Genomic DNA, 14,147 nt, shown 5'->3' on the forward strand with positions numbered 1-14,147 from the left:
CCCTGGTTGTGACGGATCTGGTTGTGGTGATCAATCCATCTACCAGGGGTTTCTTACGTCGTCAGGCGATCGCCAAGCTCGCGATCAGGCTGTGACCAGCGCCCTGCCGCCAGGGGGATGAAAAAGCCTCACTGAACGTGCATTCCTTCCGATGCACCTCGAAATCGACGAACTCGATGACGATCAGAGTGATGTCCTCCGAACCAGCGCGCTCCACAGCAATGGCTTCGAGACGATCAGCCGCTTCTGCCGATCCGCCTGGCCCACTCAGACTCTCCATCAGGAGCGCGTGAGAAACCACCGCGCCGAGTCCGTCCGTGCACAGCGGGATCCGGTCACCGGCGGACAGACTGAGGGCTACCAGGCCAGGGGCGTGACCCTCGGGCCGTCCGTCGAGGAAGTGCGAGATCCGTTCCGGCGGCATCGGCAGGCTGTCGGCCTCAGCCATACCGTGGGCGTGCCCCTCGGTCCTCCAGATGAGCTCTGCGGTCCCGTTCTCCGTTCTCCGTTCGCCGCATGACGTACGACGTACGACGTACGACGTACGACGTACGACGTACGCCTGCGTATCGCCCATGTTCGCAAAGGCCGTCATGGTCCCAGGTCTGCGGCGCGGACGTACAGGCGACCTAGGCGGCCACGTGGCGGCTCACGTACGCGGTCGGTGCTCAGCCCTCGTCCTTCGGTGGCAAGTGGCCCCGTACCGCAGGGCCGCCAGGCCCGAGGAACGGAAGCCACGCGGCAGCCACTTTTTGTCATTCTCGGCTGGCAGCATGTCGGCATGATCGCGACTGCCGCTGACTACGCCTGGTTCACCTTCGGCCGGTTCATCCACGACCAGTACACCGATCTTCGGGAGGCATACTGTTTCACCCTCGTTCGCGGGCTGACACCTGAGCAGGTCCTGACCCGGACTGGGGCCGAAGGCTTTCCGCCCATGGGGCTCAAGGAGCTGATCAAGGCAGGGGTCTCCGACCTCGATAGGTCCCGCTCCGGATATGGCCACTTCTTCGGGGTCGCACCCATCGGTGACTGGGCGTTCATCGTCGAACCCAACGGCTTCATGGGCGTTCTCCCCAGCATCGCCGGACGGTTGTCGGCGGGCACCCGGCTGGTCTCCCATTTCCGCAATGTCAACGGGCGGGAAGACTTCCTCTGGATGGAAGACGGCCAGGAGCGTCTGGCCTTGGAGCCGAGCTTTTCCGACATCGACTCCTTCACCAAATGGGATGAGGAATTCACCGAGATCGCGCGGCAGGTCGAATTCGACGCCGCACACAGCAGTGAGTCGTTCTTCGCGATGGCCGAGTACCTGACTGGGGTCAAGGTGACGCCGGAACTGCTGGAACAGTCGGTCTACCTGTGTGGAGCCGCGCCCGACTCACAGTAACCACAGCCATAAGCGAACCAATCAGCCGGAATTCTCCGTGCCATTCGGCCCGCGGCTGGCCACCTACGTCCCCAGCGCCGCCGCGCTCGAACAGATCAGCCGTCCACACTGAGGCTTTTCCAACCTGATCGGGCCGATCAAGCAGGAGATAACCGGGACGGGTTGGCATAAGAGGCTCTCGACAGCTCGTACGCACGGGTCTGACCACATGAAGACCCATAGGCTCCTGATTGCCAGATATGCCGGTTGAGCGATCTTGTGACGGCTCGGATCATGTGTGGAGGGATCTCGGTGATGATGATCAGCCAGCTCCTGATCGCCGGACTGTTGTTACCGAACCTGTCCGTACAGGCACAGCCACCTCTCCTCCACGTGATGACGTGGAACGTCTGTGCGGGCACCAACGCCGGGTGCGCGCTCTTTCGCCGCTCGAACGCCGAGCTGGCCTGGCACGTGGCAGTGCTGGCGACCGAGGCGGACGTGGTCTTCCTCCAGGAGTTCTGCACAGGCGCCGACGCCGACCTGGAACACGAGCTCGAACGCCGTACCGGCCGGAATTGGAGCGTCCGGTCGGCCGGGCTGAAGTACTCGGACGGTTCCCCGTACCAGTGCCTGCCCGACAGAAACGGCAGGCCGCGTGGGGTGCTGAGCGTCACCCTGGCCGTGGCCGGAGCGGACACCGGCCTCGTCGTGCACCCGCTGACCTCGCCGCCGTGGGGAGCCCGCAGGTACGCCGTCTGCACGGCCGACCGGGCGTTCTGCACCGCGCACTTCTCGTCGGGATCGAGTTACGACGACAGGCAGAAGGGCAGGCCCTACCGGCACATCCAGTTGCGTGAGCTGTTCAGGCTCGGCCGGGGTGTGATCGGCGGCGACCTCAACCTTGTGCCGCGCGACGCCGCCGCGGCCTACAAGGGCCGCGACGAATGCGACCCGCGCCGGCGCTGGACCTACGTGACCCGCAGGCGGAAGATTGATTACGTGTTCGCCGGCGAGGGCCGCGTACGGAAATGCTTCGTCGATTACGCCCGGAGCACGTGGTCTGATCACGTCCCGTTGCACGCCTGGGTGAGAGCAGGCTCAACGCCGCCTGCACCACGCTGAGCCGGCCCAGCACCGGGTTGTTCGTCATGCCCTACCAGCGAAACCCGAATTTTGCGCATCCACGCTGCCGGCCAGGGACGAATTGGGATGCGCCCTCACTGAGGCTCTTTCATGGGGTCCACCGAGGATGAAAACAGCTCACTGTCGCTGCTCATGGCGGTCTTGCGGCACTCCGGCGCTGTCTGCGGTCAGGCTCCCCCGGCGTCACTGAGCCTGCGCTCGATGTGCGGTGGGCCGGTCGGGTGGGATCGGCCCGAAGAGGCCGCACGCCCGCCCGGTCCGGCGGCCGCCGGCGCCTCATCGAAGCCGGAGCCCTGACCGAGTGCATCAAGACCCTGGCGGAGGTGGCCTGATGACCGAGGCCGTGCGCGACCCCCTGAAGAGGAACCCAAGCGCCGGACCCATCACCGCTCTCGTAAGCGCTCGAATGGCGAAGGGACGATCTGTCAACGGAAGGACGGCCGATGGGAAAGGGGCCGCCTTCGTCCTCACGACAGCTGGCACATACAAGCGCGTCCGCGCGTACGGCCACACCCATGAGGAAGCTCACCAAGCTGATCGCACAAGCTGATCAGGGCATGCCAGTGCTGCAAGCATGGATGGGACGCCTCCCGCGAGCGGCCCACGTGCTGCGCTCTCAAGACCCCGAAATGCTGCGGTTCACATCTGTCCACGCGAATGATCCAGTCCATTCACGCCGTTCTCCGAAACGCACTCGAACAGGCCGTACGCGAGGAGATCATCCCTCGAAACGTCTCGAAGCTCTCACGGTCTCTGTTCCCTCGTACAAGGTCAACCGTGGTCTGACGACCGAGCAGGCGCGACGCGTGCTGAGGGTTTCTCGCGAGGACCGGTTCCACGCGCTGTACGTCCTGGCCCTCTGCCTCGGCCTGCGCCGAGGGGAGCTGCTCGGCCTCCGCTGGGAGGACGTCGACCTCGACGCGGGCTCTCTGGAGGTGGTCCAGACCCTCCAGCGCGTCGGTGGCGAACTCCGGTTCGTCCGCCCCAAGACGGAGAACTCCGAGCGCACGATCCCGCTGCCCGAGATCTGCGCCGACGCCCTTAAGGAGCACCGCAGGCGGCAGTTCGCTGAGCGGTCGGACGCCTGGCCTGACTGGCAGGATCACGGGCTCGTCTTCCCGTCCCGGCGCGGAACGCCGATGGAGCCCGACAATCTCCGCCGGAGCTGGGGAGCCGTCCGCCAGGCCGCCGGCCTCGGTGAGATGCGCCTCCACGACATGAGGCACACCTGCGTGACCCTCCTCCTGGACCTCGGCGTCCCGCCGCACATCGTCCGGGAGATCGTGGGCCACAGCGACATCGAGGTCACCATGACGATTTACGCGCATGCCTCCCTGGAGGAGAAGCGTAAGGCTCTCGGCAAGCTCGGTGATGCCCTGGCGTAGAGCAATCCCGTTCTCTTGGCGTCCCGGAGTCTTCACTCCGGGACGTCTTTGTGTCCAATCATTCCGATTCTCACTTGATGGTTGTGCTCGGCGTGCCCGATGACCTTGCCCTCGATCACGGCACCGATCTTTGGAAGCTCGCAGTCGGCAGGCATCCCGACGATCTCCGCGAGTCCGATCGCGTCAGGAACACCAGGGAGCCGCAGGAAACACCCCGAAAGGCTGCCGGCCGACGACCGTTCCCGTCACTCGCGTCCCCACCGGTAGAGCTTGACGTGTCGCGGTCCATGCATGGCGCACCCGCTCGGCGAATCCGGGCCCCTCGTCGGGCCACCTGTATTCAGACACGTTCGGATCCTAGGAGCCGAAAATCAGGAGCCGTATGCCGACGTTGCCGTCAGCGGACACAAAAATGCCCCGGAGCGATAATCGCTTCGGGGCTTTCTTGCTGTTCAAAGCTGGTGGTCAGGGGCAGGGTCGAACTGCCGACCTTCCGCTTTTCAGGCGGACGCTCGTACCAACTGAGCTACCTGACCCAGAGCGGTCCTGACGGGACTTGAACCCGCGACCTCCACCTTGACAGGGTGGCGAGCACTCCAAACTGCTCTACAGGACCTTGCGTTTCTTTCTGTTTGCGCTCGCTTAGCTTACCAGCTTTCCGGTGGCCTTTCGACCAGCCGGTTCGCGGTGCGCCAAGCGCTCGCAAGTGCCCCCAACGGGATTCGAACCCGTGCCGCCGCCTTGAAAGGGCGGTGTCCTAGGCCGCTAGACGATGGGGGCTCAGGATTCCCTGTCGCCTTCCGTCGGAGACCTCTGAAGCATAGGGGACGATTGCCCCTGATGCCAAAGTGGCTGACCGGCGGTCGGTGACGCGGTGCCGATGATCGATCCCGTTGGAGACGGGGCGTTCGTTGGCTCCGGAGAAATCATACGTTGTGGGTCGGCCTCCACGTGACGCTGGATGTACACCGACTGCTCCCCCAGCCCGCCCAGCGTGATGTCGTCCCAGGCGCGCAGGCGTCTGGTCTCGCGGTCGAAGTACAGGACCGAGGCCTGTACGGGCGTGGGCTGGGCGTGTTCGAGCGCCCGAAGGCCGGCACCGCCGGTCGATCCCTGGACGAGCATGCGCGAGCCGGACGGCAGCGTGGACGTCGAGCGGTCATGCGTGTGACCGGCCAGGATCATGGGCGCGGCCCCGCTGAACCCCCGGCCGACGTCGGGGTCGTGGACGGCCACCACGTCCGCCTTGTCCACGTTGGCCAGGCGTGCGCGGGCGAACCGTTTGAGCGCGTCCGGGTCCGAGTCGACGGCCACCGATTTGTCGGGGGTGAAGCGGGGGTCGCCCAGGCCGTAGATGCGCAGGCCCGCGACCTTCTCCACGCGGTCGTCCAGGACCACGGCGTTCTTCTGCCGCTCGACCGCCCTCTGCGTGATCATGGAGTCGTGGTTGCCCCGTACGTACACGTACGGCACCCCGAGGCGGCTGATCTCGTCGACGAACTTGTTCTCCGGCTTGGTCCCGTGGTCCGAGATGTCGCCGGTGTCGATGATCATGTCGACGGCGAACTGGTCCTTGAGCGAGCGGATGACGTTCCAGGCGATGGGGTTGATGTGGATGTCCGAGACGTGCAGGACGCGGATGGATTTGGGGTCGGCGTCGTACAGGGGCAGGGTCGAGACGGTGTCGTACAGCTTCGAGACGTTCGTGACGAGCTTGGTGAGCTGCGACCGGTACGACTCGAACTTCGTCACGATCGACTCCGCGCTGCCCACCAGCGACGGCGCGGCGGCGACGAGCCCCGAGTAGCGCGGCTCCACGAGCGAGCTCGGACGGAACGTGAGGGCGGCGAGCGCCCCGGTGCCCGCGAGGCCCACAGAGGCCGCCAGAAGGCCCACCAGAGCCGTCCTGGGGCGCCTGTAGACCATCAGGACGGCTATCAGGGCCCCCGCCCCGGCACAGAGCATGCTGCGGACCGCCAGGGCCCGCACGCCGTCCAGGAGGTCGCTCTCGATGAGGCCCGGCAGGCGGTCGGCCAGTTTGGGATCCTCGATGAGCGCCTTGGCGCGCTCCTGGTCGATGTTCTCCAGGGTGATGCGGAGCCTGAGCGGGGCGTCGTGGGTCCGGAAGGTCAGCGTGCCGAGAGGGCTGGCGTCGACGACCGTCTCGCCGCGCCAGGCGGGCCTGAGAGACATGCCCGTCTCGACGGGACCGACCTGGGCGTGCACGGTGCCGCTCAGGAATATGCCCAGCCAGGCGCCGGCGGCGGCCACCATGAGCACCGCCACGACCCTTGTCGCGCGCGACCGAATGACTGCTTTCGACCTGTCAACGAACTTCATACAGTTTCTTGCATACCTGACCGGCAGGGCAGAATGGCATGCGTGATCGAGGTTTCGCGGGAGAAGTTCGAGGAGCTCGTGGCCCAGGCTCTGGACACGATCCCCGCCGAGCTCACCCGTGTCATGAGCAACGTCGTCGTCACGGTCGTCGATGATCCGCCGGAGCCCCACCTGCTCGGCCTGTACACCGGTGTCCCCCTCACAGAACGCGGCGACTGGTACTCAGGTGTCCTGCCCGACCGGATCGAGATCTACCGCAATCCCATATGCCAGATATGCAGGACAGAAGAGGAAGTCGTTAACGAGGTGCGCATCACTGTTGTCCACGAGGTGGGACACCATTTCGGGATCAGTGATGACAGACTTCACGAACTGGGCTGGTGACCCTTTGCTTCTCGTTGACTTCTTTGGGTTGCGCCTTGCCTCATGATCGGGCACCTTAGGTCACATAGCGAACACGGTGAGTCAGGCACAGCGGAGTCCAATGGGGGCCATGCAGGCAGGTAGGCCGCCGGGACGGCATCGCCGTGCCGAGACAGATCAGGCCACCTACGGCGAGGTCATCGCCATCCGGGAATTTCGGGCGCTTTGGTACGGCCAGGGCCTGTCCCTGCTCGGTGACCAGCTCGCCCAGGTCGCGCTCGCCGTCCTCGTCTACTCCCGCACCGGGTCGGCCCTGGCCACCGCGGCCGTCTACGCGCTGACATACCTCCCGTCGATCGTCGGGGGGCCGCTGCTGGCGGGGCTGGCCGACAGGTTCGCGCGCCGGGGCGTCATGATGACCTGCGACGTCGTCCGCGCGGTCCTGGTCGGCGTGATGGCGCTGCCGATGATGCCGTTCTGGGCGTTGTGCGTGCTGGTGTTCTTCGTGGTGCTGCTCAGTGCCCCGTTCTCGGCCGCGCGCGCGGCGCTGCTGCCCGAGGTGCTCGAAGGCGACCGGTACGTCGTCGGCTCCGCGTTGCAGAACATGACGAACCAGGCCGTACAGATGCTGGGGTTCGCTGCGGGCGGAGCGGTGATCGCCACCTTGGGCCCCTACCGGGCGCTCGCTCTCGACGCGGCCACGTTCCTCGCCTCGGCCCTGATCCTGGTCTCGGGCGTACGTCCGCGGCCGGCCGCCGACCAGGGGGGCGCGAAGCCGTCCATGTGGGCGATGACCAGGGCGGGAGCCTCACTCGTCTTCGGCTCGCGCAGGTTGCGAACACTGGTGCTGTTCGCGTGGTTGTGCGGCTTCTACATCCTCCCTGAGGGCATCGCCGTGCCCTACGCCGCCGAACTCGCCACGGGGACGCTGTCGGTGCCCGTGATCACCGGTCTGCTGATGGCCGCGATGCCGACGGGCACGGTGGTGGGCGCCTTCCTGTTCAGCAGGTACGTGACGCCGGCGCGGCGGCTGCGCCTGATGGGCTGGATGGCCATGCTGAGCTGCGCGCCCCTGGCGGTGACGGCGCTCCGGCCGCCGCTCGCGGTGGTGCTGGCCGCATGGGTTCTGTCGGGGATCGGTGGGGCGTACCAGCTCGCGGCGAACGCGGCTTTCGTCCAGAGTGTGCCGCCGGAGCGGCGTGGCCAGGCCTTCGGGCTGGTGCAGTCGGGGCTGATGGCCGTCCAGGGGTTGGGGATCCTGGTCGGCGGGTTCGCGGCGGAGAGACTCGGTCCTGAGCTGGTGGTCGCACTCTCCGGCATCACCGGAGTGATCGCGGCGGCCGTGCTCGCCCTGATGTGGACCGAGTCCCGGGACGACCGTAATGCCCAGGAAGTGCCCGCCCAGGCGCCGGCCTGATCACTGCTGCGGCTTGTGCTCGCCGGTCCAGTCGGTGGCGTTCTTCTGCTGCTGCTGCTTGATCAGGTCCTGGACGATCGAGGTGTCCCGCTCCTCGGACGGCATCAGGAGCCAGCCGATCGCGTACACCCCGACGCCGACCCCGCCGAACAGGGTGGCGATGGCGAGGGCGACCCTGACCAGGTTCGCGTCGACGCCGACGTACTCACCGATGCCCGAGCAGACGCCCGCGACGACCCGGCCCTTGTTGGTGCGACGCAGCTTCTTGACGTTGTACTCGCTGAATTCGTTCATGTCTCAAGACTGCCCCTGGGGGTGGTGTTAGCACATCAGGATTCCCCCTGGTAGAACCCTGGTAACCCCTTACGCGAGGAGAGGACCCGCCATGGACGACCTGCTGCGCCTCGACGACCGACTCAACGGCGACCAGCGGCTGATCCGCGACACGGTCCGGTCTTTCGTCTCCGACCGCGTCCTTCCGCACGTGGGCGACTGGTTCGAGGAGGCCGTCTTCCCCGCGCGCGAACTCGCGCCGGAGCTGGGCTCGCTCGGCCTGCTGGGGATGCATCTGGAGGGTTACGGGTGCGCCGGCACCGACGCAACCTCCTACGGCGTGGCCTGCCGCGAGCTGGAGGCGGGCGACTCGGGCCTGCGCTCGTTCGTGTCGGTGCAGGGCTCGCTGGCGATGTTCCCCATCTGGCGGTACGGCTCCGACCAGCAGAAGGAGGAGTGGCTGCCGCGCATGGCGGCCGGCACGGCCATCGGCTGCTTCGGCCTGACCGAGCCGGACCACGGGTCCGACCCGGCGAACATGCGCACGTACGCCAAGAGGGACGGATCCGACTGGATTCTCAACGGCTCCAAGATGTGGATCACCAACGGCTCGATCGCCGACGTCGCCGTGGTGTGGGCGCAGACGGACGAAGGCGTCCGCGGCTTCGTCGTCCCCACCTCCACGCCGGGTTTCTCCGCCCCTGAGATCCACAAGAAGTTGTCCCTTAGGGCATCGGTCACCTCGTCCCTGTACTTCGACGACCTCCGCCTGCCCGCCTCCGCCGTGCTTCCCGGGGTCACCGGCCTCAAGGGCCCGCTGTCGTGCCTTTCCGAGGCCCGTTTCGGCATCCTGTGGGGGGTCGTCGGGGCCGCCCGCGCCTGCCTGGAGTCGGCGGTGGACTACGCGAAGACCCGCGTGCAGTTCGACAAGCCGATCGGGGCCTTCCAGCTCACCCAGGAGAAACTGGCCTGGATGTACGTCGCCGCCGCCCAGGCCCAGCTCACGGCCCTGCACCTTGGTGCGCTGAAGGACGAGGGACGGCTGGAGCCCCGGCAGATCAGCTTCGGCAAGCTGGCCAACGTACGGGCCGCCCTGGACATCGCCCGCCAGGCCCGTTCCGTCCTGGGGGGAAACGGGATCACCCTGGAGTACCCTGTGATCAGGCACATGAACAATCTGGAGTCTGTGCTGACGTACGAGGGTACCCAGGAGATTCACACACTGGTGCTGGGCGAGGCTCTCACGGGGCTGGCCGCTTACCGGTGATGGAGGCGTCGCGGGCGGGGCGGTAATCTCTGTACCCTTGCTCGTGCGAGGGGCGTTAGCTCAATTGGCAGAGCTGCGGACTTTTAATCCGTAGGTTCCGGGTTCGAGCCCCGGGCGCCCTACCACCCCCACCTGCGGTTCCTTCCCTTATGGGAAAGTTTCTTGCTGATCGTGAGACACATGTGGGTCACACCTGGGTCACTTGGTCAGGCCGCCTTCCGGAGTTTGCGGCCGGTCCTGCGCGCCTTGCCCAGCACCAGCCGCGCGATCGCCTGGGCTGAGCGGTGATACACCTCTGGCAGCACCGAGGTGTAGATGTCGGAGGTCACCACGATGCTGCCGTGTCCGAGCGTGCCCTGCACGACCCGCAGGTCGGTGCCGCAGGCCAAGGCGAGGGTGGCGGTGCCGTGGCGCAGGTCGTGCAGCCGGATCGGTGGCAGGCCGCTCGCGCGGACAAGGTTTCGGAACCGGACGGTGAGATAGTCCGGTCGTAGGGGAGATCCGTCCACCCGCGTGAAGATCGGGCCTGTTTCCCGCCAAGCGTCGCCCAGTCGCCGCCGCTCGGTCTGCTCGTGACGGCATAGCAGGCGAACCGTCTGCGGGTCCAGGGCGATGATCCGCTGGCTGGCGGCGCTTTTCGGCGGGCAGGCGATCAGGCCGGCGTCGGTGTGCACCAGTTGCCGGTTGACCGCGAGTTCTCGCCGGTCCAGATCCAGGTCGATCCAGCGTAGCCCGGCTGCCTCTCCGCGGCGTAGCCCGCGCAGCGCGATCAGCTGCCACAACGTGTACAGCCGATCGCGTCGGGCGAAGGCCAGGAATTCGGCTAGTTGGTCGGCAGTCCACACCGCTACCGTCGGGTGTTCGTCCTCGCGCCGCCAGGCGGCCACCCGCCGGTCGGTCCACACCTGCGGATACGGCCGGGAGGGCGCGGGTAGCCGGATCAAGCGTGCCGGGTTGGAGGCGATCAGGCCCTCACGCACTGCGGCGTTCAATGCCGCGCGCAGCGTTGCCCGGATCCGGTGCAGGGTGGAGGGCGCGATCGACTTGCCGTAGCGGGTGCGCCGTCCGGCGAGGGCGGCGAACATGCGGCTGAGGTCTAGGGTTGTGAGCTGGGCCAGCTCGATCCGGCCCAAGTACGGGATCAGATGCAGGCGTACGTGATCGGCGTAGCCTTCGCGGGTGCTGGGCCGCAGTCCCTGCTGAGCCTGTAGCCAGCAGCGCAGCCATCGCGCCACCGTATATCCCGCCCCCAGCCCGCCGTCCCGATCGGCGGCGATCACCTCACCACCCGCGCGGTAAGCCTGTTCGGCAGTGGTGAACCCGCCACGCCGGAGCCGCTCGCGACGCCCGGCCGGGCCACTTACCTGGACTGCGAAGTACCAGCTACCATGCCCGTCCTCCTCCAGCCGCACGCAGCTTCCGCCCAGCTGCCTACTCGTACGCGCATCGACGCATCCACATCGCTTGTACACCACGATGCGATCCTGGCGGTGTCTCATTGTCCCGTCCTTTCTTGATCGCCATTAAGGGCAGGACAACACCGACATCGGCCGCCGACAACCAGGCGAGAGCAAAGACTCAGGACGAGCTACCAAACGGATCCACACGGACCGGGCCTCGATCATCCGGCTGGTCGACGCGGTGCCGGCCGAGCAGACCAACGAATAGATCGAAGTCTGTCGCTACTTGGGCGCCGACGGCTACGCCGCCCAAGTTCGCCTTCCCGGGCGTCGTGAACTACAGAAAGCCGCGACCAAAGATCGCTAGTCGCCTGGGGCATCGGGGCCGGTGCTGGCGAAGAGGGTGTTCTGTTCTCTGATCCGCCTTTGAGTCAGGGCACGTTGCCATTTCCCGCTGGTGGTGCGGGACAGCCAGCCCGGCCGCACTGGGTGAACGTGCACGGCCGTCAGAGCCAGGTGATCGGCTATCAACTGGTGGATTTCGGTGCAGACGACGGACGGGTCGTAGCTAGGGGCGATTTCGGCGACGACCACGACGTGTTCGTTCTCGGCATAGGCGACGCACCGGCCGCGATGCACACCGGTCTGCCGGGCAGCGAGGTCTTCGACGTCTTCAGGGAAGTAGTTCTGCCCCCGAACGATGATCATTTCCTTGGTGCGGCCGGCGATGAACAGGTCGCCGTCGAGTTGGAATCCGAGGTCGCCGGTGTGCAGCCATGGGCCTTCGAAAAGTGCGGCGGTGGCGGATCGGTTGGCGTAGTAGCCGGAGGTCACGCAAGGGCCGCTGATCTGGATCTCGCCGACTTGTCCCGGCGCACACTCGGCTCCGGTCGCGTCGATGAGTCTCAATCGCATGTCCTGGACCGGGCGGCCGACGCTCACCAGTGGTTTAGCGGCTGGATGGTGGGGGGCTACCAGCGCGCACCGGCTGTGGTCGGAGAGTTCCGTCCGGTCCACGTGGATGATGCGCGGGACGGTTCCAGGTTTGGGAAACGTGATGGGCAGGGTGGCTTCGGCCATTCCATACACCGGGTACATCACAGACTCCGGTACTCCCGCTGAGGCGAAGCATTTGGTGAAGGCTTCCACGGTGGAGGCCTTCACCGGTTCGGCGCCATTGAACGCCAGCCTCCAGCGGGAAAGATCAAGGTTGGACAGAAGCTCGGGGGTGGCGGCGGCCACGATACGGTCGTAGGAGAAGTTCGGCCCCATGAGCAGGGTTCCGCCGTGGTCGGACAGGATTTGCAGGACGCGGGCCGGCCGCCGGATGAAGGCAAGCGGGGACAGGACCTGGGCACTGCCACCGGCCATGAGCGGTGCCAGCAGGCCGAACAGGCCCATGTCGTGGTAGTGCGGCAGCCAGGTCACCATCGTGTCCTGCCGGGTCAGGCGCGCGGAGGCGACGATCGACCGGAGCGCGGCTTGCACGGCCGAGTGCGGCAGCATCACCCCTTTGGGATGGCCGGTGCTGCCCGAGGTGTACTGCAGGACGGCCAGGTCACCCTCGGCGACCTCCGGAAGCCGGCCGGGTGGCGCGGCCAGGCTCGCGTCCAGCACCACAAGGCCGGGCGACATCCGCTGGAGGGCGTGCCCGATGTCGGAGTGGTCCTCATGCACGACGAGGTAACGCATCCGAGCGGTGCTGACAACGAGCGCCAGCCTCTCGGCGGACCGCTCGGGTGTCCCGGCCGCCGCGCTCAGCATGCTGGCTGCGGCGCCGGCGCGCACCACGCCCAGCAACCCGAGCAACACCTGAGGGCCGGTGGGCAGCAGCAGTCCGACGACCTCACCCGGTTTCACTCCGGCGGCCACCAGCCCGGCCGCGAATCGCTCGGATTCGCGGTCCAGGTCGGCAGCCGTGAGCCGCTCTCCCGTGCCGGGGAAGGACACCGTCACACCGGGATCCAGCAAGGACGCCGCTTCGGCCAAGGTGGCACAGTCCAGAGCTCGGCCCCTGTCGCCTCCGCTACTCATCGCATGACCTCCTGCAGCCGCACCAGGAGCGGCTCGGCGGGGGTGACACTGGTGCCGTTAGGCGATGTGTCGCCGATGTGAGGGCCTGGTGGAGCATGGAGGCTGAAGTGGTGCAGTACGGCAGCGGCGATCAGCTTGGTCTTCATTGTTCCCACGTGGATACCTGCGCAGAGCCGTCGGCCTGCGCTGAACGGAGTCATCGCGAAGCGGCTGCGCGTGGTGTCGGTTGAGGTGAACCGCTGGGGTCGGAATTCGTCTGGATCGGCGAAGGACGCGGGATCGCGCTGTGTGTCGGCGATGGAGTAGAACACTTCAGTGCCGGCAGACAGCAATGTGTCTCCGAAGACCAGGTCCGTCTCGGCTCGGCGCGGCAACCAGAACAGCGGCGGGTGCAGCCGCGCGGTTTCGGAGAAGACAGCCTCCATGAGCTGTGAGTCGCCTGGCTCCGAGGCAGCGAGATCCCTGCGAACGGCGCTCTGCTCTGCCGGGTGGCGAGCGAGCAGCCACAACAATCGGGCCGAAAGATACGCCGTTGTCTCGAATCCAGCGAGAAGCAAGATCGCGATGTGGCCGGCGATCTCCTCATCCGTCGGAGGGCCGGGCAATGTGCGCAGGCGCGCCACCAACCTCGCCACCCCGTAGCTCCGCTCGTCTTCCACGGCGTGTGCCCGGTCGACCGCGGTCAGCAAAAGCGTGCGAACCCGGCGGCGGCTCCGGGCGATGTCACGGATCAGACGGTCTCCGCCGGGTGTGCCGAGTTCGAGATCGGGCGCTTGCAGCGTGGCGAACAAACCAAGGAGTTCCGACGCCTCCGACGCCGACAGCCCCGCGAAGACAGCCGCGGCGACCTCGAATGTCACCTTTTTGGTGAAGGCGTGCAGGTCGACGGGCTCATCGACGGGCAGTGCCGGGACGACGCGATCGAGGATCTCGCTGGCCACCGGAGCGTACTCGGCCGTCGCCTTCCGGTTCAGGACCGCCATCAACGCTCTGCGGGCTGCTCTGTGCGGTTCATCGTCAAGGTTGAGCAGTCCTCTGCCGAACCGCTCACCGAAGATCAGGTCCCAGCCATGAGCGTGGGACAGCTCCGAGTCGGCGGCATTGAAGAAGTGCTCGGCCATGGCCGAGCCACGTAGGTAGATCCGCGATCCAG

The 14,147-nt window shown here is 66.6% G+C and carries 12 protein-coding genes and 4 tRNA genes; 7 read left to right on the forward strand and 9 right to left on the reverse strand.

The window, feature by feature from the left end:
• Positions 1–61 precede the first annotated feature (61 nt).
• Positions 62–448: a hypothetical protein gene (locus ABZ815_RS50225; RefSeq protein ID WP_357709927.1), complete on the reverse strand. Its 387-nt coding sequence runs from the start codon at positions 446–448 to the stop codon at positions 62–64.
• Between the two features lie 333 nt (positions 449–781).
• Between ABZ815_RS50225 and ABZ815_RS50230 the strand changes: the two genes are divergently transcribed.
• From ABZ815_RS50230 to ABZ815_RS50240, 3 genes are all read left to right on the forward strand, one after another.
• On the forward strand, positions 782–1,390 hold the full coding sequence (locus tag ABZ815_RS50230) for a DUF6461 domain-containing protein (RefSeq protein ID WP_357709929.1): 609 nt from the start codon (positions 782–784) through the stop codon (positions 1,388–1,390).
• A gap of 294 nt (positions 1,391–1,684) precedes the next feature.
• Positions 1,685–2,494, forward strand: coding sequence for an endonuclease/exonuclease/phosphatase family protein (locus ABZ815_RS50235; RefSeq protein ID WP_357710026.1), 810 nt, complete (start codon positions 1,685–1,687; stop codon positions 2,492–2,494).
• An 827-nt stretch (positions 2,495–3,321) separates the two neighbouring features.
• On the forward strand, positions 3,322–3,900 hold the full coding sequence (locus tag ABZ815_RS50240) for a site-specific integrase (RefSeq protein ID WP_357709931.1): 579 nt from the start codon (positions 3,322–3,324) through the stop codon (positions 3,898–3,900).
• Between the two features lie 459 nt (positions 3,901–4,359).
• Here ABZ815_RS50240 and ABZ815_RS50245 read toward each other — a convergent pair.
• The 4 genes from ABZ815_RS50245 to ABZ815_RS50260 all read right to left on the reverse strand — a co-directional run bounded on the left by ABZ815_RS50245 (position 4,360) and on the right by ABZ815_RS50260 (position 6,186).
• Positions 4,360–4,436: transfer RNA gene (locus ABZ815_RS50245), tRNA-Phe, on the reverse strand.
• A 5-nt stretch (positions 4,437–4,441) separates the two neighbouring features.
• Positions 4,442–4,516: transfer RNA gene (locus ABZ815_RS50250), tRNA-Asp, on the reverse strand.
• A 91-nt stretch (positions 4,517–4,607) separates the two neighbouring features.
• Positions 4,608–4,680: transfer RNA gene (locus tag ABZ815_RS50255), tRNA-Glu, on the reverse strand.
• Entirely contained in the window at positions 4,681–6,186 is a 1,506-nt protein-coding gene (locus ABZ815_RS50260; protein ID WP_357709934.1) for a metallophosphoesterase, read from the reverse strand.
• A 96-nt stretch (positions 6,187–6,282) separates the two neighbouring features.
• On the opposite strand from ABZ815_RS50260, the gene ABZ815_RS50265 reads away from it, so the two are divergent.
• Both ABZ815_RS50265 and ABZ815_RS50270 read left to right on the forward strand, forming a co-directional pair.
• Positions 6,283–6,624, forward strand: coding sequence for a metallopeptidase family protein (locus ABZ815_RS50265; RefSeq protein WP_357709936.1), 342 nt, complete (start codon positions 6,283–6,285; stop codon positions 6,622–6,624).
• Between the two features lie 109 nt (positions 6,625–6,733).
• Complete coding sequence (locus ABZ815_RS50270) at positions 6,734–8,020, forward strand: MFS transporter (protein ID WP_357709938.1); 1,287 nt, start codon at positions 6,734–6,736, stop codon at positions 8,018–8,020.
• On the opposite strand, the gene ABZ815_RS50275 is transcribed toward ABZ815_RS50270, so the two are convergent.
• Positions 8,021–8,314, reverse strand: a complete 294-nt coding sequence (locus ABZ815_RS50275) for a PspC domain-containing protein (RefSeq protein WP_357709940.1) — start codon at positions 8,312–8,314, stop codon at positions 8,021–8,023.
• A 91-nt stretch (positions 8,315–8,405) separates the two neighbouring features.
• Here ABZ815_RS50275 and ABZ815_RS50280 point away from each other — a divergent pair, with 91 nt between their 5' ends.
• Together ABZ815_RS50280 and ABZ815_RS50285 are read left to right on the forward strand one after the other, a co-directional pair.
• Positions 8,406–9,560 (forward strand): acyl-CoA dehydrogenase family protein, encoded by a 1,155-nt coding sequence (locus ABZ815_RS50280; RefSeq protein WP_357709942.1) that lies wholly within the window; start codon positions 8,406–8,408, stop codon positions 9,558–9,560.
• Between the two features lie 49 nt (positions 9,561–9,609).
• A tRNA-Lys gene (locus tag ABZ815_RS50285) sits at positions 9,610–9,685 on the forward strand.
• Positions 9,686–9,766: 81 nt separating this feature from the next.
• On the opposite strand, the gene ABZ815_RS50290 is transcribed toward ABZ815_RS50285, so the two are convergent.
• The 3 genes from ABZ815_RS50290 to ABZ815_RS50300 form a co-directional block, all read right to left on the reverse strand.
• The gene (locus ABZ815_RS50290) at positions 9,767–10,972 is read right to left on the reverse strand and encodes a tyrosine-type recombinase/integrase (RefSeq protein WP_357709944.1); all 1,206 of its coding nucleotides are present in this window, start codon (positions 10,970–10,972) and stop codon (positions 9,767–9,769) included.
• A gap of 351 nt (positions 10,973–11,323) precedes the next feature.
• Positions 11,324–12,949: an AMP-binding protein gene (locus tag ABZ815_RS50295; protein ID WP_357709946.1), complete on the reverse strand. Its 1,626-nt coding sequence runs from the start codon at positions 12,947–12,949 to the stop codon at positions 11,324–11,326.
• 41 nt (positions 12,950–12,990) lie between these two features.
• Positions 12,991–14,115, reverse strand: coding sequence for a cytochrome P450 (locus ABZ815_RS50300; protein WP_357709948.1), 1,125 nt, complete (start codon positions 14,113–14,115; stop codon positions 12,991–12,993).
• Positions 14,116–14,147 lie beyond the last annotated feature (32 nt).

The sequence above is a fragment of the Nonomuraea sp. NPDC047529 genome, from assembly GCF_040642995.1.
Classification (GTDB): Bacteria; Actinomycetota; Actinomycetes; order Streptosporangiales; family Streptosporangiaceae; genus Nonomuraea.

What these genes read in the sequence shown, in the direction of transcription:
- ABZ815_RS50275 (WP_357709940.1), bottom strand. Translation starts at nt 8,314, where the DNA reads ATGAACGAATTCAGCGAGTACAACGTCAAGAAGCTGCGTCGCACCAAC.
- ABZ815_RS50225 (WP_357709927.1), bottom strand. Translation starts at nt 448, where the DNA reads ATGGCTGAGGCCGACAGCCTGCCGATGCCGCCGGAACGGATCTCGCAC.
- ABZ815_RS50235 (WP_357710026.1), top strand. Translation starts at nt 1,685, where the DNA reads ATGATGATCAGCCAGCTCCTGATCGCCGGACTGTTGTTACCGAACCTG.
- ABZ815_RS50230 (WP_357709929.1), top strand. Translation starts at nt 782, where the DNA reads ATGATCGCGACTGCCGCTGACTACGCCTGGTTCACCTTCGGCCGGTTC.
- ABZ815_RS50270 (WP_357709938.1), top strand. Translation starts at nt 6,734, where the DNA reads ATGCAGGCAGGTAGGCCGCCGGGACGGCATCGCCGTGCCGAGACAGAT.
- ABZ815_RS50280 (WP_357709942.1), top strand. Translation starts at nt 8,406, where the DNA reads ATGGACGACCTGCTGCGCCTCGACGACCGACTCAACGGCGACCAGCGG.
- ABZ815_RS50300 (WP_357709948.1), bottom strand. Translation starts at nt 14,115, where the DNA reads ATGGCCGAGCACTTCTTCAATGCCGCCGACTCGGAGCTGTCCCACGCT.